Here is a 26,014-nt window from a genome sequence, read left to right as displayed (position 1 = left end):
CCCGCGAAGAGGCCCTGACAGTCACTGCATCAACATCAGCATAAGAGAGAACTTCCAGCATGAGTGATTCCGGCCGCGCCGATGCGCTGTTAGCAGACCTGCCCCGCGATGGCCGTGGCCGGCTCAAGGTGTTCCTGGGGGCGGCGCCGGGCGTGGGCAAGACCTACGCCATGCTGCAAGCTGCCCACACTCAACTGCGCCAGGGCGTGAAAGTCATGGCCGGGGTGGTCGAAACCCATGGCCGCGCCGAAACAGAAGCGCTGCTCGCCGGTTTACCGCAGCAACCGTTGGTGCGCTCGGAATACCGTGGCGTCATGCTCGAAGAAATGGACCTCGACGGCTTGCTCGCCGCCAAACCGAAACTGGTGCTGGTCGACGAACTGGCCCACACCAATGCCCCCGGCAGCCGCCACACCAAACGCTGGCAAGACATCCAGGAATTGCTGGCCGCCGGCATCGACGTGTTCACCACGGTCAACGTCCAGCATCTGGAAAGTCTCAACGATCAAGTGCGCGGCATCACTGGCGTACAGGTGCGTGAAACCCTGCCGGACTGGGTGTTGCAAGAAGCCTATGAACTGCTGCTGATCGACCTGCCGCCGCGAGAGTTACTGGAGCGCCTGCGCGACGGCAAAGTCTACGTACCGGAGCAGGCGCGGGCGGCCATCGATGCGTTCTTCACCCAGACCAACCTCACTGCCCTGCGCGAACTGGCGATGCAAACCGCCGCCGCTCAGGTCGATAACGATCTGGCACAGGGTTATCGCCAGTTGGGCCAGGCCGCGCCGGCGGTGCGCGGTCGATTGCTGGTGGGTGTCGATGGCGATGCGCAGGCCGAGCGTCTGGTGCGTCACGCCAGTCGCGTCGCCCAGCGGCGGCATCTGCCGTGGAGCCTGGTGCATGTGGACAACGGCCGGGTGCGTGACGAGCAGTCGCGCCTGCGCCTGCAAAGCGCCCAGCAACTGGCCGAACGCCTCGGTGGCGAAGTGGTGTTGCTGCGCGCCGGTGAGGTGGCGAAAACCCTGATCCAGCACGCCGCTGAACGTCGTGCCAGCCTGGTGCTGGTGGGCCAGTCACGCCAGCGTTTGCGTCGACGCTTGTTCGGCGGCGGCCTGGCGTCGCGCTTGCTGCGCGATGCGCGCGGGCTGGAAATCAACGTACTCGACAGCGATCACGAACAGCATCAGCCGCGCCAACGTTCGGCGCAGACGCTGGTGTGGTTCGACTACGCGTTGGCGCTGGTGGCGACGGTGCTCGCCACTGCCCTGGCGTGGGCGGTGTCGAGCGTCTTGCCGTTGCCCAACATTTCGTTGGTGTTCCTGGCGGCGGTGTTGCTGGTAGCGGTGCGCAGCAGTCTCGGCCCGGCACTGGCCTGCGCGGCATTGTCGTTTCTGACTTATGACTTTCTGTTCATTCCGCCGACGTTCTCTTTCAGCATCCAGCGCGAAGAAGACGTGCTGACCTTGCTGTTTTTCCTGCTGATGGCGGCCCTGACCGGCAATCTTGCCGCGCGGCAACGGCGGCAACTGGAAGCCTTGCGCGACACTCAGGAAGAGACCAGCGAACTGCTCGACCTGTCACGCAAACTCACCGCCGCCACCGACCGTCAAGCCGTGATCAGCGCTGCAGCCCAGCATCTCAACGGCTGGAGCGACCTGAAGCTGTGTCTGCTCAATCGCGATGGCCAGAGTGGCTGGAAAGTTGAAACCGGTGGGCCGCTGGAGTTTTCCGAAGCCGAGCGCGCCGCCGCCGATTGGGCCTGGCAACACGATCAACCGGCAGGCGCGGGCACCGGCACCTTGCCGTTCGGGCGCTGGTGGTGGTGGCCGTTGTCGGTGGAAGACGGGCCGCTGGCGTTGCTCGGTGTATGCGCCAAAGAGGGCCAGACCCTGAGTGGCCAGCGTCGACGTTTGTTGACTGCATTGAGCCAACCGCTGGCCCAGGCGTTGGCCCGGGCGCAACTGGCTGACGACCTTGAAGCGGCGCGCTTGCATGGCGAAACCGAGCAGTTGCGCAGCGCGCTGCTGGCGTCGGTGTCCCACGATTTGCGCACACCGTTGACCTCGATGCGTGGCAGCATCGACAGCTTGCTGGCGCTGGGCGAGGCGATACCGCTTGCGGACCGTCGCGAGCTGCTCGAAGGCACCCGCGATGAAGCCGAGCGGCTGGATCGCTACATCCAAAACCTGCTGGACATGACGCGTCTCGGTCACGGCGCCCTGAAGCTGGCGCGGGACTGGGTATCGCCGGCCGACATCGTCGGCAGTGCGCTTAATCGTCTGCGTGCGGTGCTGTCGTCGTTGCAGGTCATTACCGAGGTGCCGGCCGAATTGCCGCTGCTCTATGTGCATGCCGCGTTGATCGAGCAAGCGCTGGTCAATGTGCTGGAAAACGCCGCGCGTTTTTCTCCGCCCCACGGACGTCTTGAATTGCGTGCCGGCGCCACTGACAGTGAGCTGTTTTTTTCGGTGAGCGATGAGGGGCCGGGGATTCCGGAGGAGGACCGGGCGAAAATTTTCGACATGTTCTACACCGCCGCTCGTGGCGATCGTGGCGGGCAGGGTACGGGGTTGGGGCTGGCGATCTGTCAGGGTATGGTCGGTGCCCATGGCGGGCGGATCAGCGTCGCCGACGGCATCGAAGGGCGCGGCACCTGCATCACGCTGCACTTGCCGTTGCAGACTCAGCCGGGATTGGACAGTGAAGCCTGATCCCGCCTGCGCTACTCTCTTGCCACCTCTTTGTGTTGATGTGAATTCATGAGCCAGACCGCGACCATTTTGGTCATTGACGACGAACCGCAGATCCGTAAGTTTCTGCGCATCAGCCTCGCCTCCCAAGGCTACAAAGTGCTGGAGGCCGGCACCGGTACGGAAGGCCTGGCCCAGGCCGCATTGAACAAACCTGACTTGTTGGTGCTCGACCTCGGCCTGCCGGACATGGACGGCCAGCAGGTATTGCGCGAGTTTCGCGAGTGGTCGACGGTGCCGGTACTGGTGCTCTCGGTGCGCGCCAGCGAAGGGCAGAAAGTCCAGGCGCTGGATGGCGGCGCCAACGACTACGTGACCAAGCCGTTCGGCATCCAGGAGTTTCTCGCCAGGGTGCGCGCCTTGCTGCGTCAGGCGCCAACGGGTGAGGCCCAGGAAGCGGCGCTCAGTTTCGGCCCGCTCACCGTCGACCTGGCTTATCGCCGGGTGTTATTGGACGGTGCCGAAGTGGCGCTGACGCGCAAGGAATATGCGGTGCTGGCGCAACTGGCGCGGCATCCGGGGCGAGTGATCACCCAGCAGCAATTGCTCAAGGACATCTGGGGCCCGACCCACACCGAGGACAGCCACTACCTGCGGATCGTGGTCGGGCACCTGCGACAGAAACTGGCGGATGATCCGACCCAGCCACGGTTCATCGTCACCGAGGCGGGGGTGGGGTATCGGTTGTTGAGTGAGGGTAGTCTTTAGTTTTTGTGGTGGCTGATCCTGCGCCATCGCGGGCAAGCCCGCTCCCACAAAGTTTTGTGGCGGTCACATAATCTGTGAACACCCGGAACACTGTGGGAGCGGGCTTGCCCGCGATGAGGCCCTTTGATTCACCCAAGAACCTCAAGATTCCCGCTCACTCTCATACCGATCCAGCGTATCCCGGGCAATCTCGCGCCCCAGTGCGATCAACTCCGGCGCCTTGTAGAACTCGAAAAACCGGCACACTCGCTTGGGCACGTTGATCAGGATATCCGGTGGATACCCGGCAATCTTGTACTGCGCCAATGACGTCTGCATCACCTCGAAACTCTGGTTGATCAGGTCCAGCAATGACGCCGGCCCCACGTTGTCGATGATGAACGACCCGGTGGCGGATTTCGGTGCGCCGTTGCTTTCCGGAGCTGCCGCCGGTTGCTGGCCTTCGGGCTCGGCGGATTCGATCCACGGGTTGATCTCCGCCGCTTCTGCCATCAACGCTTCCTTTTCCAGCAGCAGCAATTGTTCCGCCTGTTTGCGGCGGAAGGGCAGTTTCGACCCCAGCGAGCTGATCAGGCTGTCGAAGCGGGTCTTGAACGCCGCCGGACGCTGGATCACCGGCAGTTGATAGTGACGCTGGTTGGTGGAGTTGAGGTTCACTGCGATGATCAGGTCGCAATGGCTCGACACCACCGGCACGATCGGCAACGGATTGAGGATGCCGCCGTCCACCAGCATGCGGTTGCCCTGCATCACGGGGGTGAACAGGCTGGGAATCGCCGCCGAGGCGCGCATGGCCTGGTGCAGGCAACCTTCCTGGAACCAGATTTCCTGCTGGTTGGTCAGGTCCGTGGCCACGGCCGTGTAGGGGATGCGCAAGTCTTCGATATTGATCTCGCCGACGATCTTGCGGATCTGCCCGAAAACCTTCTCCCCGCGAATCGCGCCCAGGCGAAAGCTGACGTCTACCAGGCGCAACACGTCGAGGTAATCCAGGCTCTCGATCCAGTCGCGATAATCATCGAGCTTGCCGGCGGCATAGATCCCGCCGACCACCGCGCCCATGGAGCAACCGGCGATGCAGGCGATGTCGTAGCCGCGCCGTTCGATCTCTTCAATGACGCCGATATGGGCGTAGCCCCGGGCACCGCCCGAGCCCAACACCAGTGCGACACGCTTTTTCATGAATCGACCTCTCTGACAAGGTTCAACAATGCACCCATCGAGGGGCTCGCTTCAATCGCTATGGTCGTTCGACGGGAGCGGGCGTCGTTTTTTGACACTCAACGAAGGCGAGTAGGTATCCTCGCGAGCGCTATAGTTTCCACAGCGGGTCCAAGGCACTTTTCACGCGCCAGAGCGGTCTTACCTGCACGACTGTCTATTATCTTTGAGGAGTGAGTGATGAAAGCCTGGATTTGTGTACCTTTGATTGCGTTGGCGCTTGCCGGTTGTGCCGGTAAAACCGCTTACCGCGACAGCTGCGGTAGCCAGCTCGACGCCGCCTGGCACGAACTGGATCTGGCCAAGGCCGAGGGTTTCGCCGGGACTGTCAGCTACTCCAAGGCGCTGTCGTTGCTGACCGGTGCCAAGACCCAGCAACAATTCGAAGCGTACGAGGGCTGTACCAGAAAGGCCGAGAAGGCACGTTTCTACATTCGTGAGTCCCGCGCCGGCCGTTGAGGCATGATGGAGCGTACTCAGAGTAATTCGATTCAGGGAGTACGCGATGTCTGCCGTGGTTGATCGGTTGGTGGCTCAAGTACTGGGCCTGGAAGTCCGTTTGCTGGCCTGTCAGGCTCGCTTGAGTGCCCGAACCGATTCGGAAGCCCTGCACGATCTGCGCACCACCGTGCGCAGATTGCGCAGCCTGCTGCGGCCCTTGCGCGGTTTGCCCGGGGTCGAACAGCTGGAGGCCTCGGCGTCCAGGGTGGGTGACTTGACCACACCGTTGCGCGATCGTGAAGTGCTGGCAGCGTACTTGCTCCAGCACAATCAACCCGAGGCCGCGCACCGGCGCATGGCGCGGATGGCTGAGGCTTATCCGGCCGTGGCGATGAGCCCGGAGCTGACGCAGTTGCTGATGATCCTCGACGCTTTTCCACGTTTCCTGCGGGCCTCCCAGCGCCAGGGTTTGCTCAAGGGCTTGCGCAAACGCATCGAAAAACGCCTGGCCAAACAATGGAAGAAACTCGATCAGGCCCTGCACGATCCCGCCCATGACCGCCATCGCCTGCGGCTGCTGATCAAACGCGTGCGCTATGGTATCGAAGCTTATCCCGAACTGGATCGTTTGCCGAAAGCGGCCATGCCCAGATTGAAATCGGCTCAGGCTGCCTTGGGCGATTGGCACGACAGCTGGCAATGGCTGGATCGGGCCAAGGAAGAACCTGATTTGCAGCCATGTGTCGCGGTCTGGAAAACCACCCTGACCCAGGCCGAAGAGCGCGCCGACCGTGTTCTCGACAAACTCAGCAGAGCTTGCTTCAAATCCTGAAACCATCACGAATCCAATGTGGGTTCCAGCCGAGCACGGCTCATCTGTCAGTAATTTTGGCCGGAATAAGCGCTGTGCCGGCCTTGCGAGCTGGTTAAGATCGCTCCATCCATTTCCCAGTCCCTGAGGTTCCCATGCGCTTTTCCGATCTGCTCGACGCTGTTCGCAGCCAGCCGCAGGAAGTGTCTATTCCACCCGAGTGGGGTCAGGGGCGGGCGAGTTTTGGTGGTCTGATCGCCGCCTTGCAATACGAAGCCATGCGCGCAAAAGTCCCGGCGGATCGTCCGGTGCGCTCGCTGGCAATCACTTTCGTCGGTCCGGTCGAACCCGATGTGCCGGTCAGTTTTGAAGTTGATGTGTTGCGCGAAGGAAAAGCCGTCAGCCAGGTGCTGGGCCGGGCGATGCAGAAGGGGCAAGTGGTGACGTTGGTCCAGGGCAGCTTTGGCGCCTCGCGACCTTCCGAAGTGATGGTCACGGCCAATCCGGCTCCCGAGATGAAGCACTGGGATGACTGTCAGGAACTGCCATACATCAAAGGCGTAACCCCGGAATTCATGCGTTACCTGGCCATGCGCTGGAGTGTCGGTGGCATGCCGTTCACCGGTAACAAATCGCGGGACATGGGTGGTTGGGTACGCTTGCGCGGGGATGGGGAGGGCGAGTCGGTCAGCGAAGCCCATATCCTGGCGCTGGTCGACGCCTGGCCGCCGTCCTTGTTGTCGCATCTGAAGAAACCGGCGGCAGGCAGCACGCTCACCTGGACCATCGAATTCGTCCAGCCGTTGCTGGCGTTGAGTACGCTGGACTGGTGCAAGTACTTGGTGGACATCGAGCATGCCGCTGACGGTTACGGACATGCCGCCGCCAAACTGTGGAGCGAAGATGGTCAGTTGATCGCCATGAGTCGGCAGACCGTCACGATTTTCGCCTGATCAGCGATGGCGACGGTGGCGTTCGCGCCAGGCGCGCCACCAGCCGCCACTGAAGAAAAACCGTGGGAAGGTCAGGAACTGCTCGACCAGCAAGCGTGATACCGCGTCTTTGCGATCACTGAACGGCTCGGAGGCTTGCGCCTCCAGGCTATGACCGTGACGCTGCAGGCCCAGGGCGGCAATCAGGCCGATGACGCCAATTGCGAAGCTCGCCAGATCCAGGCTGAACACCCCCGAGACCATCAGCAAAAACGCCACGATGAACAGCGGCACGGCAATCAGGTGCAACACCAGATTGGTCGGGTGCTGGTGATTGTGCGGGTACAGGCGCCATTGCCAGGCGGGAAGGTTGGGGTGACGTTTGCCCATGATGCTTATCCTTGGTTCGTTGAGGCTCATGAACAAAGAATAGGCTCGGTAAAATCTGTCGGCGAATCAAGGCTGGCTATCGGCGCGATAGGTGTGATGGTCTGGATTGATGTTGCTCGGTCTGACGCCTTCGCGGGAAAGCCCGCTCCCACAGGTAATGCGCAAATTTTGAAATAGCGCCAATCCTGTGGGAGCGGGCTTGCCCGCGATGGGGGTGTCACAGTTTCAGTTGCCCGATGGCCTTGCTCAATTCCCCTGCCAACATCGCCAATTCATTGCTGGTAATCGCCGAATTCACGGTCTGCTGCACGGTGTTTTCGGTCACGTCGCGAATGCTCACCACCGCCCGATTCATTTCCTCCGCCACATGGCTCTGCTGCTCGGCCGCCACCGCGATCTGCGTATTGCTTTCACGCATCTGCGCCACCGCGCCGGTGATTTCAGCCAGGGCCACGCTGGCTTCCTGGGCCTGTTGCATGCAGTCGTCCGCCTTGTACGAACTTTCCTGCATGAAATCCACCGCATCCCGAGTGCCGGCCTGCAGTGCTGAAACCATGGTGGTGATCTCGTCGGTGGACGTCTGGACCCGTTTGGCCAGGTTGCGCACTTCATCGGCGACCACCGCAAACCCTCGGCCCATCTCACCGGCCCGGGCCGCTTCGATGGCCGCGTTCAGGGCCAGCAGGTTGGTTTGTTCAGCGATGCTGTGGATCACGCTGACCACGCCGTTGATCTTCTGGCTGTCCTCGGCCAGGCGCTGAATCATCTCGGCCGTTTGCTGCACGCCGGTGGACAATCCGCCGATCGATTTTTGCACCCGACTCACCACTTCCTGACCACTGCCGGCCAGGGTGTCGGCGGTTTGCGAGAGGTCGCGGGTGGCGCCGGCGTGTTGGGCGATGTGATGGACCGTGGCGGTCATTTCGTTGATCGCCGTGGCAGCCTGATCGGTTTCGCTTTGCTGGCCGAGCATGCCGTGACGCACCTCGTTCATGCTCGCGGCCAGCCGCGCAGCGCCGACGTCCAGTTGCCGGGCGGTGCTGGCGACGGTGTTGACCACCCGCTGGTAGCCGGCCTGCATGGCGTTGAAGGCGTTGGCCATCTGCCCGACTTCGTCCTTGCAGGCCAGTGGTACGCGGGCCGACAGGTCACCGGTCTTCTCGACGTGGAGCATCACGTCTTTCAAGGTGTTGAGCTGGCTGAGCAGGAAGCGGATCAACAGTTGCGATGCGCCGAGCATCGCCAGCATCAGGATGAACACCGCTACCGCGTAATGGGTGAAGCGTTCGCCGAACACTTGACTCAGGCTCGGGCCGTAGGCAACTACTGCGACCTGTTGACCATCGGGGCGAGCGAACACCTCGGCGCCCATCAACGGATTTTCCCCGAACAGCGGCAAGGCATTGATCTGGACCCAACCGAGGGTATCGGTCAGTTCCAGCAGCGGTTGCCCATTCAGTAAAGGCGCCTGCCCACGATTGAAGGTCAGCAGGTTGTCGGCCTTGGGCAGCGGCTGCCCGACAGGCCAGGCATTGAGCAATCGTGCCTGGGCCTGGGCCGACACTTGGGCGGCGTGACTGCGAGCCTGTTGTTCCAGCTGCACGGCGTACAGTACCAACAACAGAGTGGTGACGAAGGCGACCGCGTTGACCGCCCAAAATTTGTATTTCAGCGAGATATTGCTAAGCCAGGCACCCATGGAGGTCTTCTCTGATAGCGGAAACAGTTTTGGCAAGGTGCCAGTATTGTGCCGCTACTCAGTGCGTCGGATTTTGATATGGGTCAATGACCACCACGGTTCTCATGTGGGATTTGTGGCTAATGAGGGATCGAGGGCAACCCGAAAAACGCCCGGGCGCTGGCGGTGCTGTGGGCGGCGAGATCTTCCATGCTTTCCCCACGATGCAACGCCACTTCACGCAACACTTCAGTCAGATACGCCGGCTCGTTGCGACCGTTTTTCGGCTTGGGACGCAAGCTGCGGGGCAGCAGATACGGCGCGTCGCTCTCCAGCATCAAGCGCCCGCGTTTAATCTCCTTGACCAACGGATGCAGGTGCGTGCCCCGGCGTTCGTCGCAGATCCAGCCAGTGATGCCGATGTGCAAGTCCAGATCGAGATAGCTGAACAGCGCCTTCTTTTCACCGGTGAAGCAGTGCACCACGGCGGCCGGCAATTGATCGCGGTAATCGTGCAGGATCTCCAGCAATCGTTGGCTGGCGTCGCGCTCATGCAGGAACACCGGCAGTTGCAGTTCGACCGCCATCGCCAGATGTTCTTCGAGGACTTTTTCCTGTTGCGGGCGGGGCGAGAAATCACGATTGAAATCGAGGCCGCATTCACCCACGGCCACCACATTCGGTTCCTTGAGCAAACTGCGCAGACGCTGGGCGCTGTCAGCGTTCCAGTCGCTGGCTGAATGCGGGTGAATGCCGGCGGTAGCGAACAGTCGTTGAGCGCTTTCGTCCAGTTGCCGGCACAGTTCCAGCGCCTGTTCGCTGCCCTCGACGCTGGTCCCGGTAAGCACCAGTTGGCAGACCCCGGCAGCGTAGGCACGGTCGAGTACAGCCTGGTGTTTGTCGGCAAAACTGGGGTTGGTCAGGTTGACGCCGATATCGATGAGTTGCATGGTGCTACCTCGGACCAAAGGCCGGAAAGCATATCAGAGCTGTAGATTTATAAGAAAAACCAAGAACTACAACGAGTTAAAGCTGTCTGTTGAGGCCGCGAGGCAGGTCGGGGTTGGTAGATTTGCCATCACTGTGCCACTCTCTCGCACTTTATCAGCGCTTCAAGCGCTCTGTTTCTGTTGCCCGATGTCATGAAATCACTCATGAGGTTGGCCAGTATTCTTTCCGGAGAGTGGATGACACGTCCCTCGGTTTTGTTACTGCTGTGTTGTTCGTTGCTGCTGCCGATGCCGGCGGTTGCGCGTCTGGCCGGGCCGTTGCAAGCCGTACCGGCAGCCAAGGTCCGCGACCTGGCGGAGATTCGCAGTAGCCGTGTGCTGCGGGTGCTGGTCAACCAGAGCCGCAACAGCTCCGGCGAAGTCCAGGGCCAGGCCATCGGCGTCGAATACCACCGTCTGCGGGCCTTCGAGCAATACCTTAATGGCCACGCCCGTGACGGCCAGGAAATCACCCTCAAGATCATTCCCAAAGCCAAGGATCAACTGCTCGGCGCGTTGCAGCGCGGGGAGGGTGATCTGGTCGCGCCGGGGGAATTGCTTGATCCGCAATCGGGGCACGCGGTCAGCACCAGTGAGCCGATTGCCAGCAACGTGCCGTTGCTGCTGGTGGGGATCAAAGGCGAAAGGCGTTACACCCACCTCGAACAACTCTCGGGTAAAACCCTCGCGCTGCCCACCGGCAGTGCTGCCGGGGATGCGGTCAGCCAGATCAATCAGAAGCTCGTGCTGCACAAACTGCCCCCGGTGAAGATCGAGTGGGTCGACCCAAGCCTGGCCGTCGAGGACGTGCTGGAAATGGTCCAGGGCGGGATCTTCCATCTGACCATCGTCGAGCAACCGATCGCCGAGCGCTGGGGCAAGATCCTGCCCAAGTTGCGCTTCGATCGACAGGTGCTCATCAATGAGCCGGGCGAGGAATACTGGTTCGTGCGTCGCGACGCCTCGATGCTGCGGGCGAGCATCGACCGTTTCCTGACCACCTACAAGCAACCGTCGGACCAGGATGCGGCGTTCCTGCGGATCTACCGGCGCCTGTATCAAGTGCACTATCCCTTGGCCAAGGCCGATCGTCAGCGTCTGGAAAAACTTCGACCGGTGCTGCAAAAACACGCTCAAGCCCAGGACATGGACTGGCTGAACCTGGCAGCGCTGGCGTTCAAGGAATCGGCGCTGCAACCCACTGCCAGAAGTGGAGGCGGCCCCACCGGCCTGATGCAAATAACACCATCAGCCGCCCAACGGGTTGGCGTCAGTGACATTCAGAATCTCGATGCCAATGTGCAGGCCGGCGCCAAGTACCTGGCGATGATCCGCCGCAAGTTTTTTGCCAGCCCCAAACTCAATGAGCGCGAGCGCATGGCGTTCGTGCTGGCGGCCTACAACATGGGGCCGGAGCGGGTCCAGGGCATGCGGGCCGAGGCTCGGCGGCGCGGCCTGAATCCTAATCAGTGGTTTTTCCAGGTTGAGCGCATCGCCATGGAGCAGGTGGGAATGGGGGCTGTCAGCTATGTTAATAGCGTGAACAAGTATTACCTGGCGTTCGATCGGGAGCGGGAATCGTTGGAGCCTCAGGGGCAGAAAGTTGCCTTACGTAAATGATCGACTAATCTGATTATTATGGTGCGTTTTTTGCGCTTTTAACATGAGATAAACCGATTAATATGGCGACCAACCAACACACTCTCACAATGGATGACACAGCATGAGCACACTGATCAACAAGGTACTGTCTACCCGCGCTGGCTACGGCCTGACGATTCTGCGGATTTTCGTCGGCATCATCTTCGCGGCCCACGGCTCACAGAAACTCTTCGGGGCATTCGGCGGCTACGGCATTGCCGGCACCGCGCAGTACATGGAAAGCATTGGATTGGCGCCCGGTCACCTGATGGCGATCCTGGCCGGCGGTACTGAATTCTTCGGCGGTCTGGCGCTGATCATCGGCCTGCTGGTACGCCCGGCGGCGTTGGGGCTGACCTTCCTCTCGCTGGTTGCGATTTTCTCGGTGCACATCAGCAACGGTCTGTTCATGGCCAACAACGGTTATGAATTCGCCCTGGCCTTGCTCGGTGGCAGCCTCGCAGTGCTGATCGAAGGTGCAGGCAAGCTCTCGGTCGACCGCGCCATCGCCGACTGACCGCTCTGACTCAACGAAAAGGCCCGCACAGTGTGATGCACTGTGCGGGCCTTTTTTGTTGCTGGCGATTCTTGACACTGTCCGGTCAGCTTCTCTAGGATGCTGCTCATGCGCCGATTTAAACAGCTACTTGCGGGGCGCCAGGTGACTCATTCAGTTGCCGATAGAAGCTTGAAACAGGCTTCGAAATACCGCTAAAGCGCTGGTTCGGTGTTGCCTCTCACCTGCCATGCAGACTTTTGAGGCAGAGACACGACACAATGAATGCATTGAACCCCGTTGTACGCCCCGCGCCGATCACGGCACATCTCACCCAACGCAATCCAAAAATCCTGCTTGGCGGTAAACATCAGCCGACGCTGTTGCGTTACCTCGATGGCTGGCCACGTCGCACAGGCGGTCCGGCAGCATTCCTGATCCAGTTTGTCGAAGATGGCGAGTCGCTGGAGCGCTTCGCGACTGACAGTTTCGATCTGGCGGTAATTCAGGCGCCCAGCGCCGAGGACGCGCCTGAAGTGATCAGGCAACTGACCCGCGTCGCGCGCCAAGGGCTGATTGCCCGCTGCTGAGGCTCAGGGCTCTACGGCTTAGAGCACCGTGGCTCAAAAATAGTCGATTGCCACGATATACACGCACTGCTCACCGGTTGGTGTCTGCACGCGCACTTCGGCGTCCAGTGCCTTGCCGATCAAGGCGCGGGCCAGCGGTGAGTCGATGCTGATCAGGCCTAGCTTCAGGTCCAGCTCATCCGGGCCGACGATGCGATAGCGCGACTCTTTGCCGTCCTCGTCTTCGATCGTGACCCAGGCGCCAAAGTAGACCTTGTTCGGATCGCTGGGCTTTTCACTGACCACCTTGAGCGCTTCCAACCGTTTGGTGAGAAAGCGCACACGGCTATCGATCTCTCGCAGCATCTTTTTGCCGTAGGTGTATTCGGCGTTTTCCGAGCGATCGCCCTGTGCCGCCGCTTCGCTGACCGATTGCGTCACTTGCGGTCGGCGCACATGCCAGAGCTCATGAAACTCGGCGCGCATCCGCGCTTCACCTTCGGGGGTGATCAACGCGGTGCCGGCGGTGCGGGGAGGGCGATAACGGCTCATGGCGACTTCTTGTGGTTGAGTTCTTGAATCGGGTTTTTAAACAAGCGTGCTTGAGTTTATCAACCCTCGCGCAAGACTGTCAGCGGGCTGGCGTTCAAGGCGCGGCGTGTCCCGAACACCCCGGCACCACCGATCAGCACGGCGCCGATCAGCGGCAATACCAGCAACCATGGATGCGGATGCCAGGGCAGGTCGAAGGCGTAGCGGTAGAGCACCAGGCTCACCAGTTCCGAGCCCAATGCCGCCAACAACCCGCTGACCGCGCCGAGCAAACCGAATTCGATCCGCCGTGCCCTGACCAGCAACTGCCGCTCGGCGCCTAGCGCTCGCAGCAATGCGCCTTGGCGAATACGTTCATCAAGGGTTGCCTGCAAGCCGGAAAACAACACCGCCATCCCCGCTGCCAACACGAACAACAGCACGTACTCCACCGCCAGGGTCACTTGCGCGAGAATGCTGCGCAGCTGCTCCAGCAGGGCTTCGACTTGCAGAATGGTCACCGCTGGAAAACTGCGGGACAGGTCGACGATCTGCTGGTCGTGACCGGGTGCCAGATAGAAACTGGTGAGGTAGGTCGCCGGCAAGTCCTTCAAGGTGCCGGGCTGGAAGATCATGAAAAAGTTCGGCTGGAAGTTGTCCCAGTTGATCTCCCGCAGGCTGGTGACTTTCGCCTCCCGGTTGACCCCGCCAACACTGAACACCATGTGATCGTCTAGCTTGAGCTTGAGGCTTTCGGCAACTTTACCTTCCACCGAAACACCGGGTGTCTCATCCGCCGGTTGCTGATCCCACCAGTTGCCGGCGGTGAGCTTGTTGCCCGCTGGCAGGTCAGCTGCCCAGGTCAGGCTCAGGTCGCGTTGAATGGCTCGGTCACCGGCCGAGTCCTTGCTGACGATCTCCTGCACTGGTTTGCCATTGATGCTGATCAGCCGTCCCGGCACCACCGGGTACAGCGGTGCCGATTGTGCCGACAGCTCCATCAGTCGATCGCTAAAGGCCTGTTTGTCCGCCGGCAGAATGTTCAGGGCGAAATAGTTCGGGGCGTTTTTCGGCAACTGGTTTTGCCAGGTGTCGAGCAACTCGCCACGCAGCAAAGCGATCAATGCCATCGACAGCAGAATCAAGCCGAAGGCCAGGGATTGACCCGCCGCCGCCAGTGGATGACGCAACAGTTGGCCCAACCCCAGGCGCCATGGCAATGAGGCGCGCGCCAGCATCCGGCGCAGGCTCTTGAGCAGCAGCAAGAGCAGACCACCAAGCACCAGCGCCGCAATCACGCCGCCACCGAGCAGGGCGAAGGTCAGCACCAGGTCCAGGCTCAGACGCCACATGATCAGGCCGAGGGCACCCAATGCCGCGCCATAAACCATCCAGGTGCTGGACGGAATTGGTAGCAAGTCCCGGCGCAATACCCGAAGCGGTGGGACTCGCCCCAAAGCGGCCAATGGCGGCAGCGCGAAACCTGCCAGCGCGACCAGCCCGGTGCCGATCCCTGCAATGGCCGGCAACAGGCCTCCCGGTGGAACGTCAGTCGGCAGTAAATCATGCAGCAGTGCAAACAGCCCGAGCTGTGCCAACCAGCCGAGCAGGGCGCCGCTGATGCTGGCGAGAAGTCCGAGTACCGTCAGTTGCAAGCTGAACAGCACCATGGTTTCCCGACGGGACAGACCCAGGCAGCGCAGCAATGCACTGGCATCGAATCGGCGGGTGGCGAAGCGTGTTGCTGACAACGCCACCGCCACGCCGGACAGCAGCACCGCCACCAGGCTGGCCATGTTCAAGTAACGTTCGGCCTTGCCCAGGGCTCCGCCGATCTGTCGGTTGCCATCGCGGGCATCCTGGATGCGCTGGTTGGCGGCCAGGCCTGGCTTGATCAGTTGACGATAGGTTTCCAGCGCCTGGGCGTTGCCGCGCCAGAGTTCGCGGTAACTGACCCGGCTGCCGGGTTGCACCACGCCGGTCGCTTCGAGGTCGCTGAGATTGATCAGCACCCGTGGCGTGAGGCTGTAGAAGTTGCCGGCGCGATCCGGTTCGTAGGTCAGCACCCGGGCCAGTTTCAGGGTTTTCATGCCGACGTCGATGCTGTCGCCGATCTTTAAGTCCAAGGCAGTCAGCAGTCGCGCCTCAACCCAGGCTTCGCCGGGTTTCGGACCGCCGCCGGGCTCTTCTTGCGCGAACGGCGCGGGAGCGCTTTTCAGTTCGCCGCGCAACGGGTAGACGTCATCGGCGGCTTTGATGCTGGACAGTTGAATGCCGTTGTCGGTGGCAATGACACTGGAAAATTCCACCACCTGAGCATGTTCAAGGCCCAGCTCGATGCCACTCTTGATCTGTTCCGGCCGCGCTGGCGAACTGCCTTCGAGCAGCAGGTCAGCGCCGAGAAACTCGGTGGCACGCAGCATCATGGCGCCGTTCAGGCGGGCGCCGAAGTAACCGATGGCGGTACTCGCCGCCACGGCCACCAGCAAGGCGAAGAACAACACGCGCAACTCACCGGCGCGGGCATCGCGCAGCAGTTGGCGAATGGCGAGACTGAACAGGCGTAACAGCGGCAGGCGTGCCATCAAGGCTCCAGAGGGGCGACCAGCAGGCCGGCTTCAAGGCGGATCAGGCGCCGGCAGCGATGTGCCAGGCGTTCGTCGTGGGTTACCAGCACCAGGGTGGTGCCGCGTTCCTTGTTGAGTTCGAACAGCAGATCACTGATGCGCTCGCCGGTGTGGCTGTCGAGGTTGCCGGTGGGTTCATCGGCGAACAACACATCGGGTTCGGCGGCGAAGGCACGGGCAATCGCCACGCGTTGCTGTTCGCCACCGGAGAGCTGGCGCGGCGAGTGGGTCAGGCGTTGACCCAGGCCGACCCGTTGCAGCAGCTCGGTGGCGCGCTCACGGGCGTCTTTGCGGCCATCGAGTTCCAGCGGCAGCATGACGTTTTCCAGGGCGTTGAGGCTGTCGAGAAGTTGAAAGGACTGGAAGACAAACCCCACGTGCTCGGCGCGAATACGCGCGCGCTGGTCTTCGTCGAGATTACTCAGAACCTGACCGGCGAGCGTCACTTCGCCGCTGCTCGGCAGGTCGAGGCCGGCCAGCAGGCCGAGAAGGGTGGATTTGCCGGAACCCGAGGCGCCGACGATGGCCAGGCTATCGCCCTTGTTCAGTTCCAGGCTGAGTTCGTGCAGGATAGTCAGTTCACCTTCCGCGCTGGGAACCATCTTGCTGAGGTTCTTCGCGGTGAGAATGCTTGCGCCCATGGAGAATCCGATGCGTGTATGGTTTTTGAGTGCTGGCCTGGCCATGATGTGCATGGCCCAGAGCGCAGCGGCGGGTACTGTCCTGATCGTTGGCGATAGTATCAGCGCCGGTTTCGGCCTGGATACCCGGGTAGGGTGGGTGTCGTTGCTCGAGCAAAGGCTCAAGCGCGAAGGTTTCGACGATAAGGTGGTCAATGCGTCCATCAGCGGCGACACCAGTGCCGGAGGCCGGGCACGCCTGCCGGCGCTGCTTGCAGAGCATAAGCCTGAGCTCGTCATCCTCGAGTTGGGAGGCAATGATGGCTTGCGCGGAATGCCGCCAACACAATTGCAACAAAATCTTGCGTCGATGATCGACAGCTCCCGTGTCAGTGGCGCCAAGGTGCTGTTGCTGGGCATGCAATTGCCACCCAATTACGGCGTGCGTTACACCCAGGCATTCGCCGAGGCTTTCACCAAGGTGGCAGACGAGAAAAAAATCCCTCTGGTGCCGTTTTTTCTCGACGGTGTGGGCGGTCATCCGGACCTGATGCAATCCGACGGCCTGCACCCGGCGGCGGGGGCTCAGGGCAAGTTGCTGGAAAATGTCTGGCCGACACTGAAACCGCTGCTTTGACGCTTTTCTAGCGGCGGCGTTTCGGCTAAGGTGGCGCCCCCGATTTGGAGCCCCCGATGCCGCGTCCCGCCTGGTCCCTTTTTGCCTATCAACTGATCGAGCCTGACGAACAGCTGGATCTGTTCGCCTGCCAGGAAGTGCGGGTGCATCTGGTGACCCGTCAGCTGGAGCTGGGCGGCTCGGCCGACCGAACCCTGTGCGGCAGCCTGTTGCCGGCGCAACCACGCTGGTCGAGCGTCGATCGCACGGTGTTCCAGGACCAGCGCCTGTGCTCGCTGTGCCGGGCCATTCTGGAATCGCAAAAACGCGGCACCTCGCCGATCTGGCCTGAGTTGCGGTTCGAGCTGTAGCTCCCTTGCCACAGGAAAGTTTCCACCACAGGCAATCCCCCTCGCCACAGGTCTTGCATCTCCCCGAAATAACGGGCGGCGGTGTACAATCCCGTTTTTATACCCTTGTCGATCATGCGAAGGATTTTCCGGATGTTGCCGCGCTTTCCCGCCGTCACCCGCTGCCTGTCTCTTGCTGCGCTCTGCGTGGCGGGTCCCGTTGCAGCATTGGAGTTGCCCCTGCCACCACCCGGTGAAGACATTGTCGGCCAGGTGCAAGTGATCAAGGCCAAATACGAAGACACCTTCGCCGACCTTGGCACCACCTACGACCTGGGCTATCTGGAAATGGTCGCGGCCAACCCTGGCGTCGATCCATGGCTGCCGGGCGCCGGTACCGAAGTCGTCCTGCCGACGCGCTTCATCCTGCCGCCTGGTCCGCGTGAAGGCATCGTCATCAACCTGGCTGAATACCGCCTCTACTACTACCCGAAAGGCCGGAACGTGGTGTACACCTTCCCGCTGGGTATCGGCCGTGAAGGCTGGGGTTCGCCGATTGCCCACACCAGCATCGTCGCCAAGACGCCGAACCCGACCTGGACCCCTCCAGCGTCGATCAAGGCCGAGCACGCCGCCGATGGCGACCCACTGCCGAACGTAGTGCCGGCCGGCCCGGATAACCCGCTGGGGCCTTTCAAATTCACCCTGGGCACTCCGGGCTACCTTATCCACGGTTCGAACAAGAAGTTCGGCATTGGCATGCGCACCAGCCACGGTTGCTTCCGCATGTTCAACAACAACGTGCTGGAAATGGCTAGCATGGTGCCGGTAGGGACGTCGGTACGCATCCTCAACGATCCGTACAAGTTCGGTCTCAGTGGCGGCAAGGTTTATCTGGAAGCGCACACGCCGCTGGACGACAAGGGCAACCCTTCTGTCGTCGACAAGCATACCGCCGTGATCAATGCGATGCTCAAGCGTGAGGACATTACCAACAACTTGCGCATGAACTGGGATGTGGTGCGTGACGTGGTCGCCGCTGAAGATGGCTTGCCGGTGGAGATCGCCGTGCCGAATGCGTCGGCGCCGATGGCCTCGAGTGTGCCGCTCGACCTGCAGCAGTAACGCGTTAGAGCAACCCGCCGATGCAGGCCGCATCGGCGGGTTTTTTATGGCCTGCAGAAACCCCAGGCAATAAAAAAGCCGACCCAAAAAATGGATCGGCTTGATAACAATCCCGAAGGATTATTACTTGCGGCTAGCTTTTTCCAGCATGCGCAGAGCACGCTCGTTAGCTTCGTCAGCAGTCTGTTGTGCTTTTTGAGCAGCAGCCAGAGCTTCATCAGCTTTACGGTAAGCTTCGTCTGCACGAGCTTGGGAGCGAGCTGCTGCGTCTTCAGTAGCAGTCAGACGTGCTTCAGTTTCTTTCGATACGCTGCTGCAACCGGTAGCCAGAACTGCGGCCAGAGCCAGAGCAGAGAATTTCAGAACGTTGTTCATCGTGTTCCCCTTCAAGGACTTTCTATTAAGTAGCTGTCTCCTCAGAGTGAGGAAATAGCCGGCGTACATACTACCCATTACTTGTAGTAAGTAAACTGACGTAGCGCAAGAAGCAAAAAAAATTGTAGGCGTTGATTCTTTTTCGAGCAACTTTTAACTGCGTTGTATAAAAAATATCCAGCTACGAGGCCCGAACTGAGCGATCCGCCGGGGGAAAGTTCCCCGGTCCCGACGCTGTTTTTCAGTCTTGGCCAAAGTCCGTCTAGATGGGTTCGTCTACACTTTTGTTCGGATTTTGTGCAGCCGTTCGCCTATCTTTTTCCATGTTGAGGTGACTTAAACAAAGGTCGCTCGTCTTAAGTCTCAATATTCGGCAATGTTCAGGCTTTGACCCTTTCGGTCGAGCCGTCCCTGCGTGATCCGCGGCAATACGCGCCACCCCAAGCACAATGACGAGCGTCCCTTGAGCATTTTCGCCAATGGTGCCTACTATTTGATACGTGCTCGGTTGCGCGAGATTGGTGCGGCTCTCTCGGTGTCCATTCAGGCACGGGGTGGCGTAGTTGTTCCTTCGCCGGAAAAACATCGGTAAGGTAGGGGTCAGAATTAAAGACCCGCGAGGAGTAGTGATGAGCGAGGCGTTGTCCATCCACCATGACCAGGCTGGTCATCAGTTCGAGACCACTGTGGACGGTTATCGTGCCTACCTGACCTATATGGATCTGGGAAAACAGACCCTGGATATTTATCGCACTTTTGTGCCCAACGCGCTGCGTGGTCGCGGCATCGCGGCGGCTCTGACCGAGCAGGCGCTGCAATACGCTGATGAAATGGGCTACACGGTGATTCCATCGTGCTCCTACGTGGAGCGCTACATGGAGCGTCACCAGCGGCATGCCGCCAAGCTGTGAACAAAACCAACGCATAAAAAAACGCCAGGTTTCAAACCTGGCGTTTTTTTATGCGCGAAACGGCGATCAACTGCGATTGCGTTTAGGCAGCACGTCCTTGAGCTTGGCATGCATGCTGCGCAAGGTATTTTCAGTGGCAGTCCAATCGATGCAGGCATCGGTGATCGACACGCCGTATTGCAGGTCGGCGAGGTCTTTCGGGATTGCCTGGCAGCCCCAGTTCAGGTGGCTTTCGACCATCAGGCCGATGATCGACTGGTTGCCTTCGAGGATCTGGTTGGCGACGTTCTCCATCACCAGTGGTTGCAGGGCCGGATCCTTGTTGGAGTTGGCGTGGCTGCAATCGACCATGATGTTCGGCTTGATCTTGGCCTTGTTCAGCGCTTGCTCGCAGAGCGCGACGCTGACCGAATCGTAGTTCGGCTTGCCGTTGCCGCCGCGCAATACCACGTGACCGTAGGCGTTGCCCTTGGTGGTGACGATCGACACGCCACCTTCCTGGTTGATGCCAAGGAAACGGTGCGGGCTGGAAACCGACTGCAGGGCGTTGATGGCTACCGTCAGGCCGCCATCGGTGCCGTTCTTGAAGCCGACGGCCGAGGACAGCCCGGAAGCCATTTCACGGTGTGTCTGGGATTCGGTGGTGCGTGCGCCGATCGCCGACCAGCTGATCAGGTCCTGCAAGTATTGCGGGGAGATCGGGTCGAGGGCTTCGGTCGCGGTCGGCAGGCCCATCTCGGCCAGGTCCAGCAGCAATTGACGACCGATATGCAGGCCATCCTGGATCTTGAACGAGTCGTCCAGGTACGGATCGTTGATCAAGCCTTTCCAGCCAACGGTGGTGCGTGGCTTCTCGAAATACACGCGCATGACCAGATACAGGGTATCGGACACTTCGGCCGCAAGGACTTTCAGGCGCTCGGCGTATTCGTGGGCAGCCTTGATGTCGTGGATCGAGCATGGCCCGATCACGACGAACAGGCGGTGGTCGGTGCCATCAAGAATGTTGCGAATGACTTCGCGGCCCTTGGTGACGGTGCGCAGGGCGGCATCGCTCAGGGGGATATCACGCTTGAGCTGATCGGGAGTGATCAGGGTCTCGTTGGAGGCGACGTTAAGGTCGTTGATCGGTAAATCAGCCATCGTTTACTCGTCAGGTCACGGGTGCCGGCCGCCAGCGAACCCGCGCGGCGGAGCACAGCAAATTAAGCGCGTCGGGGAGCAGAACCTTAGCGCGTTACACCGTGGCTCGACAATGGGCAGACACCGGTTTAATGGGCATTCCCCATCAGTTTCCCCCACCGTGGCGGGGAAACTGATGGGGAATGCACCCTAACCGGCCATTGGCTGCACAAATGCCTTGCTGACCGTATCGTGGGAGAACTCGTCGGCGTGCTGCTGGACCCACTCGAGGGCCAGGGTCTCATTGTTCTGCTGTTGGCTTTGGGGTTCATGCTGACGGCAGTAACGTTCGATCTGGCAGATCTGCTCACCCATCCGCGCGCAAAACAGCGTCTGTTCGTCGACGAAGGCGATCCCCACCAGATAGCCGCGTTTGCGTCGCAAGCACCACGCCACATAACCCAGGAAACGCAAGTCCGGGTTCAGGGTCGGCATGCGTATTTCCAGCGCCGTACCGTGGCGCCACGCGCGGTGGTAATTGCAAGCCATGCCGCCGAGGCTGATAGTGTGCAGCTCTTGCCGCGAAATACACTCATGTTTGAGCAACGTTAATTCGACGGGCACATCGTCAGGATGAGGAAGATAACGTCTCATGAACACGGACTCCCTGTGTCGGCCACTTGACACTGTTTCTCCCAGTATAGTGGTCGAATTGGAACTGACCGATTTCGACGCCGACCAACGGTTGCTGGCAATGAGCGGCATTTCACTGGTGATTTTTACCAGCGTCGGCTGTGCCAGTTGCCGTTTTGCCCGCGAGCAGTTGCCCAGGCTCGAACTGGCGGTCGATCGGCTGTGCTGGATCGATGCCGGAAGCAATGGCGGGGTGGTTGAGCGTTATCGGGTCTTTCATTTGCCGGCACTGTTTGTGGTGCGCGACGGTGAGTATTTCGGGGCGCTACAGTCGCGCCTGACCCGCACAGCGCTCAACGAGGCTGTGGAGCAGGCGTTGAATCGACCAGCAGAGGAGCTGCCATGACAGGCACAGTGGCCAAGCCGACAATCGGCATTATCGGGACCGGCGCGATCGGTGGTTTCTACGGGCTGATGCTGGCGCGTGCCGGCTTCGATGTGCATTTTCTGTTGCGCAGCGAGTTTTCAGCGGTGGCCGAACGCTGCTTGCATCTTGACCATGCGTCGTTGGGCCCGCTGACCCTGAACCCGGTCCAGGCCTATTCGTCGGCTGCCGACATGCCGCCCTGTGACTGGCTGCTGGTGGGCGCCAAGACCACCAGCAACGCGGACCTGGCACCGGCCATTATTCAAGCCGCGGCACCTGATGCCAAAGTGCTGTTGCTGCAAAATGGCCTGGACGTCGAAGACCATCTGCGCGAGTTGCTCCCCGATTCGCTGCATCTGCTGGGCGGGCTTTGTCTGATCTGCGTCCATCGCGCCGGCCCCGGGGTCATCACCCATCAAGCGCTGGGGGCGGTGAATGTCGGCTACCACAGTGGCCCCGCCGCCGATGCACAGGTACGCATGAACATCGTCGAGGAGGGCGCCGGATTGTTCCGCACGGCCGGTATCGACGCCCAGGCCATGCCGAATCTGCAGCAGGCGCGCTGGCAGAAACTGGTCTGGAATATTCCCTACAACGGTCTGTCGGTGCTGCTCGGGGCCAGCACCACACCGTTGATGGCGGATGCCGACAGCCGCGCGCTGATTCAGGCCTTGATGGCCGAAGTGGTTCAGGGGGCCAAGGCTTGCGGTCATGACATGCCGCCGGGTTACGCCGATTATCTGTTCATGATGACCGAGAAAATGCCCGACTACTGGCCGAGCATGCATCACGATTTTCTGCACAAGCGGCCGCTGGAACTGGACGCCATCTACACTCGGCCACTGGCAGCGGCGAAGGCGGCGGGATGTGAGTTGCCGCGAATCGAGGCCTTGTATCGCAGCTTGAGTTTTATCGACCGACGTAACCACTGAGTCGGTCAAGAAGGGGGAAGGGCATGGCAAATGTCATAGACGACAAACTGGTGCTGGCGATTTCTTCGCGAGCGCTGTTCGACTTGAGCGAGAGCCACAAGGTCTATCTGTCGAGCGGCGTCGAGGCTTATCGGCAGTACCAGATCGAACACGAAGACGAAATTCTCGAGCCCGGCGATGCATTCCCGTTGGTGGAAAAACTCCTGAACCTGAATACCCGTCTCGGCCGTGCCCGGGTCGAGGTGATCCTTGTGTCGCGTAACAGCGCCGACACCGGCCTGCGGGTTTTCAACTCGATTCATCACTATGGCCTGTCGATCTCGCGTGCGGCGTTCGTCGGCGGGCGCAGTCCTTATCCGTACCTCAAGGCTTTTGGTTGCGACCTGTTTCTCTCGACCCATGCCGAAGATGTGCGCAATGCGCTGGAGGCCGGATTCGCCGCAGCGACTATTCTATCGGGCGGTGCCAGTCGCGCCGCCAGCGATGAATTGCGCATTGCCTTCGACGGTGACGCGGTGCTGTTTTCCGACGAGTCGGAGCGGGTCTATCAGTCGGGAGGCCTGGCGGCGTTTCAGGCCAGCGAGCGTGAGGCGGCCCGCGAGCCTTTGCGTGGCGGGCCGTTCAAAGGTTTCCTCGCGGCGCTCAATCTGTTGCAGCGCGAGTTTCCCGATGATGCCTGTCCGATCCGTACCGCGCTGGTGACCGCGCGATCGGCGCCGGCCCATGAACGGGTGATCCGTACCTTGCGCGAATGGGACATTCGTCTGGACGAATCGCTGTTTCTTGGCGGCCTGACCAAATCGGCTTTTCTCGAAGCCTTTGCCGCCGACGTATTTTTCGACGATCAGGCAGGCCATTGCGAACTGGCCCGCGAAGTGGTCGCCACCGGGCACGTGCCCCATGGCATCAGTAACGAGCCGTCGGTTTAAAGCCCGGCGGTTCAATACGTTGCGCCGGGCGCCGCACTCGCCACGGCACTGCTAAGCTGAATCAATCTCCGCCATGTTGGCATTTGAGGAGGTCATATGATTCGTTCGATGCTGTATGCCACTGACTTGGGTCTGTACGCACCATTGGTGATGCAGCATGCCTTGGAACTGGCTCGAACATTCAATGCCGACTTGTATGTGGTGCACGCGGTAGAGCCCATGGGGCTGTTTGCCGAATCCGTGTTGCAAAGCTATCTCGACGAGAAGGCCTTGAACGAATTTCACAGTCAAGGTCTGAACAATGTGATCGCCAATATTCAGCAACGGGTGCTCGACAACTTTCGCGAAGAGCTGGGGGATGAAGGAGAGCAGGATTTGCAGCGGATTCAGGCAGTGCGGGTGCTGCAGGGCGATCCGTCGCAGGTGATTCTCGACCAGGCGCAGAAACTCTCTGTCGATTTACTGATCGTAGGGAGTCACAGCCATGGTGCTGGCGCGGAAACGCCGTTGGGTCGAACCGCTGCGCGCGTGTTGCAACTGGCCAGGGTGCCGGTCTATTTGGTGCCGCTGGTAGAGCGTCGCCGCAAAGAGGATCGCTAGAACACGAATAATGGCATTTTGACAAAAAAGTTCTAGATTTATTGGTCTAACCATTAATATAGTTATATACCGTCGCTGATGCCCGTGGCGTCTACCTGCTTTGAGGGATTCATATGAAGCTTCAACAATTGCGCTACATCTGGGAAGTGGCGCACCACGACCTCAACGTTTCTGCTACAGCCCAAAGCCTCTACACCTCACAGCCGGGCATCAGCAAGCAGATCCGTCTGCTGGAAGACGAATTGGGGGTCGAGGTTTTCGCTCGCAGCGGCAAGCATCTGACCCGCGTGACCCCGGCCGGTGAGCGCATCATCACCACTGCCGGCGAGATTTTGCGCAAAGTTGAAAGCATCAAACAGATCGCCCAGGAGTTTTCCAACGAGAAAAAGGGCACCCTGTCGATCGCCACCACCCACACCCAGGCGCGTTATGCATTGCCGCCGGTGATCAGTAATTTCATCAAGCAATACCCGGACGTTGCCCTGCACATGCACCAAGGGTCGCCAATGCAGATTGCCGAAATGGCTGCTGACGGCACCGTCGATTTCGCCATCGCCACCGAAGCCCTGGAGCTGTTCGGCGACCTGGTGATGATGCCGTGCTATCGCTGGAACCGCTGCGTGGTCGTCCCTCAGGGCCACCCGCTGACCAAGCTGTCGAAGCTGACCCTCGAAGCCCTGGCCGAATACCCGATCGTGACTTATGTGTTCGGTTTCACCGGTCGTTCGAAACTCGACGAAGCCTTCAGCCATCGTGGCCTGACACCGAAAGTGGTGTTCACCGCCGCCGACGCCGACGTGATCAAGACTTACGTTCGACTGGGGCTGGGCGTGGGCATCGTGGCGAAAATGGCAGTCGACGCCAAGCTCGATAGCGATCTGGTGGTGCTCGATGCCAGCGAGTTGTTCGAATCCAGCATTACCAAAATCGGTTTCCGTCGCGGCACTTTCCTGCGTGGTTTCATGTGCGACTTCATCGAAAAGTTCGCTCCGCACCTGACTCGCGAAGTGATGGCCAAGGCCATTCAGTGCCACAACAAGCAGGAACTGGAAGAACTGTTCGACGGCGTCGAACTGCCGGTCCATTAAGCATCAACAGACTCTAGAGCACCTCGGTGACAGCGAACTGTTGCCGAGCGCCGGCCACCAGAATCTCCACTTCATCCCCTTCGAACTTGCCCAGCAGGCTTTTGCCCAGTGGCGAGCGAGGGGTGATGACAGTAATCAGTTGCCCCACCAGGTCAATCTTCAGCCCGGCCGCGTCGGGAGCCAGGAACAGCCATTGTTCGCGACCTTTTTCGTCTTCCAGGCCGAGCAGGGCGCCGACTTCGATACCGCGCCGCTCGTCATAAGGCCGCAGTGTCAGGTTCTGGCAGAGGCTCAATGACAGTCTGATTTCCTCCACCCGCCTGGCCTGCCCGGCTGCCAGATAAGACGCCTCCAGCCCCAGGGTGTCGTACTTGTTTTCGGCTATGTTTTCTTCGTGGGTCGCGGTTTCGTAAGCGGTTTGCGCGGCACGCTCGGCGATGTCGAGGTCGATCCGCAGCTTGTCGATAATCAGTTGGTGGACGGTCGGCTTGTGCATAGAGAG

28 protein-coding genes are annotated in these 26,014 nt (G+C 60.4%); 17 read left to right on the top strand and 11 right to left on the bottom strand.

Going from position 1 to position 26,014, the window contains the following annotated elements:
- Window positions 1-59 precede the first annotated feature (59 nt).
- Window positions 60-2,711, top strand: a complete 2,652-nt coding sequence (locus AC30D7_RS15920) for a DUF4118 domain-containing protein (RefSeq protein ID WP_490134706.1) — start codon at window positions 60-62, stop codon at window positions 2,709-2,711.
- A 48-nt stretch (window positions 2,712-2,759) separates the two neighbouring features.
- The gene (locus AC30D7_RS15915) at window positions 2,760-3,458 is read left to right on the top strand and encodes a response regulator (protein ID WP_008006017.1); all 699 of its coding nucleotides are present in this window, start codon (window positions 2,760-2,762) and stop codon (window positions 3,456-3,458) included.
- 141 nt (window positions 3,459-3,599) lie between these two features.
- Here the strand turns inward: AC30D7_RS15915 and AC30D7_RS15910 are convergent, their stop codons facing one another.
- Window positions 3,600-4,640, bottom strand: a complete 1,041-nt coding sequence (locus AC30D7_RS15910) for a patatin-like phospholipase family protein (RefSeq protein ID WP_490134705.1) — start codon at window positions 4,638-4,640, stop codon at window positions 3,600-3,602.
- A 219-nt stretch (window positions 4,641-4,859) separates the two neighbouring features.
- On the opposite strand from AC30D7_RS15910, the gene AC30D7_RS15905 reads away from it, so the two are divergent.
- From AC30D7_RS15905 to AC30D7_RS15895, 3 genes are all read left to right on the top strand, one after another.
- Window positions 4,860-5,138 (top strand): hypothetical protein, encoded by a 279-nt coding sequence (locus AC30D7_RS15905; RefSeq protein WP_223483771.1) that lies wholly within the window; start codon window positions 4,860-4,862, stop codon window positions 5,136-5,138.
- A gap of 46 nt (window positions 5,139-5,184) precedes the next feature.
- On the top strand, window positions 5,185-5,952 hold the full coding sequence (locus tag AC30D7_RS15900; RefSeq protein WP_490134704.1) for a CHAD domain-containing protein: 768 nt from the start codon (window positions 5,185-5,187) through the stop codon (window positions 5,950-5,952).
- A gap of 134 nt (window positions 5,953-6,086) precedes the next feature.
- Complete coding sequence (locus tag AC30D7_RS15895) at window positions 6,087-6,884, top strand: acyl-CoA thioesterase (protein WP_490134703.1); 798 nt, start codon at window positions 6,087-6,089, stop codon at window positions 6,882-6,884.
- Here the strand turns inward: AC30D7_RS15895 and AC30D7_RS15890 are convergent, their stop codons facing one another.
- From AC30D7_RS15890 to AC30D7_RS15880, 3 genes are all read right to left on the bottom strand, one after another.
- Window positions 6,885-7,253, bottom strand: coding sequence for an Mpo1-like protein (locus AC30D7_RS15890; protein ID WP_019582554.1), 369 nt, complete (start codon window positions 7,251-7,253; stop codon window positions 6,885-6,887).
- A gap of 217 nt (window positions 7,254-7,470) precedes the next feature.
- Window positions 7,471-8,952 (bottom strand): methyl-accepting chemotaxis protein, encoded by a 1,482-nt coding sequence (locus AC30D7_RS15885; protein ID WP_490134702.1) that lies wholly within the window; start codon window positions 8,950-8,952, stop codon window positions 7,471-7,473.
- Between the two features lie 119 nt (window positions 8,953-9,071).
- Entirely contained in the window at window positions 9,072-9,881 is an 810-nt protein-coding gene (locus AC30D7_RS15880) for a TatD family hydrolase (RefSeq protein WP_490134701.1), read from the bottom strand.
- A 237-nt stretch (window positions 9,882-10,118) separates the two neighbouring features.
- Here AC30D7_RS15880 and AC30D7_RS15875 point away from each other — a divergent pair, with 237 nt between their 5' ends.
- The 3 genes from AC30D7_RS15875 to AC30D7_RS15865 all read left to right on the top strand — a co-directional run bounded on the left by AC30D7_RS15875 (window position 10,119) and on the right by AC30D7_RS15865 (window position 12,647).
- Window positions 10,119-11,540 carry an MltF family protein gene (locus tag AC30D7_RS15875; RefSeq protein WP_490134700.1) on the top strand — a complete coding sequence of 474 codons (1,422 nt, stop codon included), beginning with the start codon at window positions 10,119-10,121 and terminating at the stop codon, window positions 11,538-11,540.
- Window positions 11,541-11,643: 103 nt separating this feature from the next.
- Window positions 11,644-12,078, top strand: coding sequence for a DoxX family protein (locus AC30D7_RS15870; protein ID WP_019582550.1), 435 nt, complete (start codon window positions 11,644-11,646; stop codon window positions 12,076-12,078).
- Window positions 12,079-12,338: 260 nt separating this feature from the next.
- Window positions 12,339-12,647: a hypothetical protein gene (locus AC30D7_RS15865; RefSeq protein ID WP_007939981.1), complete on the top strand. Its 309-nt coding sequence runs from the start codon at window positions 12,339-12,341 to the stop codon at window positions 12,645-12,647.
- Between the two features lie 33 nt (window positions 12,648-12,680).
- Here AC30D7_RS15865 and greB read toward each other — a convergent pair whose 3' ends face one another.
- The 3 genes from greB to AC30D7_RS15850 are packed head-to-tail and all read right to left on the bottom strand — an operon-like array spanning window position 12,681 to window position 16,425.
- Window positions 12,681-13,178, bottom strand: coding sequence for a transcription elongation factor GreB (greB, locus tag AC30D7_RS15860; RefSeq protein ID WP_018929803.1), 498 nt, complete (start codon window positions 13,176-13,178; stop codon window positions 12,681-12,683).
- A 59-nt stretch (window positions 13,179-13,237) separates the two neighbouring features.
- Window positions 13,238-15,742: an ABC transporter permease gene (locus AC30D7_RS15855; RefSeq protein WP_490134699.1), complete on the bottom strand. Its 2,505-nt coding sequence runs from the start codon at window positions 15,740-15,742 to the stop codon at window positions 13,238-13,240.
- Entirely contained in the window at window positions 15,742-16,425 is a 684-nt protein-coding gene (locus AC30D7_RS15850; protein WP_490134698.1) for an ABC transporter ATP-binding protein, read from the bottom strand. The genes AC30D7_RS15855 and AC30D7_RS15850 overlap by 1 nt, the downstream gene beginning before the upstream one ends.
- A 10-nt stretch (window positions 16,426-16,435) precedes the next feature.
- Between AC30D7_RS15850 and AC30D7_RS15845 the strand changes: the two genes are divergently transcribed.
- The 3 genes from AC30D7_RS15845 (at window position 16,436) to AC30D7_RS15835 (ending at window position 18,495) form a co-directional block, all read left to right on the top strand.
- A complete protein-coding gene (locus tag AC30D7_RS15845) occupies window positions 16,436-17,041 on the top strand; it encodes an arylesterase (protein WP_490134697.1) in 606 nt (201 codons plus the stop codon).
- A gap of 56 nt (window positions 17,042-17,097) precedes the next feature.
- Window positions 17,098-17,391, top strand: a complete 294-nt coding sequence (locus tag AC30D7_RS15840; protein ID WP_007899882.1) for a hypothetical protein — start codon at window positions 17,098-17,100, stop codon at window positions 17,389-17,391.
- A 132-nt stretch (window positions 17,392-17,523) separates the two neighbouring features.
- Window positions 17,524-18,495, top strand: coding sequence for a L,D-transpeptidase family protein (locus AC30D7_RS15835; RefSeq protein ID WP_490134696.1), 972 nt, complete (start codon window positions 17,524-17,526; stop codon window positions 18,493-18,495).
- A 123-nt stretch (window positions 18,496-18,618) separates the two neighbouring features.
- Here AC30D7_RS15835 and oprI read toward each other — a convergent pair whose 3' ends face one another.
- Complete coding sequence (gene oprI / locus AC30D7_RS15830) at window positions 18,619-18,870, bottom strand: outer membrane lipoprotei OprI (protein ID WP_003172710.1); 252 nt, start codon at window positions 18,868-18,870, stop codon at window positions 18,619-18,621.
- A gap of 629 nt (window positions 18,871-19,499) precedes the next feature.
- On the opposite strand from oprI, the gene AC30D7_RS15825 reads away from it, so the two are divergent.
- Window positions 19,500-19,781 carry a GNAT family N-acetyltransferase gene (locus AC30D7_RS15825; protein WP_007939987.1) on the top strand — a complete coding sequence of 94 codons (282 nt, stop codon included), beginning with the start codon at window positions 19,500-19,502 and terminating at the stop codon, window positions 19,779-19,781.
- Window positions 19,782-19,847: 66 nt separating this feature from the next.
- On the opposite strand, the gene AC30D7_RS15820 is transcribed toward AC30D7_RS15825, so the two are convergent.
- Both AC30D7_RS15820 and AC30D7_RS15815 read right to left on the bottom strand, forming a co-directional pair.
- Window positions 19,848-20,924, bottom strand: a complete 1,077-nt coding sequence (locus AC30D7_RS15820; protein ID WP_038982203.1) for a 3-deoxy-7-phosphoheptulonate synthase — start codon at window positions 20,922-20,924, stop codon at window positions 19,848-19,850.
- A 189-nt stretch (window positions 20,925-21,113) separates the two neighbouring features.
- Window positions 21,114-21,557: a PilZ domain-containing protein gene (locus AC30D7_RS15815; RefSeq protein ID WP_490134695.1), complete on the bottom strand. Its 444-nt coding sequence runs from the start codon at window positions 21,555-21,557 to the stop codon at window positions 21,114-21,116.
- Here AC30D7_RS15815 and AC30D7_RS15810 point away from each other — a divergent pair.
- The 5 genes from AC30D7_RS15810 (at window position 21,556) to cysB (ending at window position 25,512) form a co-directional block, all read left to right on the top strand.
- The gene (locus AC30D7_RS15810) at window positions 21,556-21,942 is read left to right on the top strand and encodes a thioredoxin family protein (protein ID WP_192379582.1); all 387 of its coding nucleotides are present in this window, start codon (window positions 21,556-21,558) and stop codon (window positions 21,940-21,942) included. The two genes, AC30D7_RS15815 and AC30D7_RS15810, sit on opposite strands and share 2 nt — an antisense overlap.
- A complete protein-coding gene (locus tag AC30D7_RS15805; protein WP_490134694.1) occupies window positions 21,939-22,895 on the top strand; it encodes a putative 2-dehydropantoate 2-reductase in 957 nt (318 codons plus the stop codon). The genes AC30D7_RS15810 and AC30D7_RS15805 overlap by 4 nt, the downstream gene beginning before the upstream one ends.
- A gap of 23 nt (window positions 22,896-22,918) precedes the next feature.
- Window positions 22,919-23,824, top strand: a complete 906-nt coding sequence (locus tag AC30D7_RS15800) for a 5'-nucleotidase (RefSeq protein WP_018929795.1) — start codon at window positions 22,919-22,921, stop codon at window positions 23,822-23,824.
- Window positions 23,825-23,920: 96 nt separating this feature from the next.
- Complete coding sequence (locus AC30D7_RS15795) at window positions 23,921-24,424, top strand: universal stress protein (protein WP_007939995.1); 504 nt, start codon at window positions 23,921-23,923, stop codon at window positions 24,422-24,424.
- A gap of 113 nt (window positions 24,425-24,537) precedes the next feature.
- A complete protein-coding gene (gene cysB / locus AC30D7_RS15790; protein WP_105343266.1) occupies window positions 24,538-25,512 on the top strand; it encodes an HTH-type transcriptional regulator CysB in 975 nt (324 codons plus the stop codon).
- A 13-nt stretch (window positions 25,513-25,525) separates the two neighbouring features.
- On the opposite strand, the gene AC30D7_RS15785 is transcribed toward cysB, so the two are convergent.
- Window positions 25,526-26,008, bottom strand: a complete 483-nt coding sequence (locus tag AC30D7_RS15785; protein ID WP_490134693.1) for a GreA/GreB family elongation factor — start codon at window positions 26,006-26,008, stop codon at window positions 25,526-25,528.
- Between the last annotated feature and the right edge of the window lie 6 nt (window positions 26,009-26,014).

It is taken from the genome of Pseudomonas sp. DF5 (genome assembly GCF_058148225.1).
The sequence above is the reverse complement of the archived record's forward strand: the minus strand, read 5'-3'. Positions and strand labels throughout refer to the sequence as shown.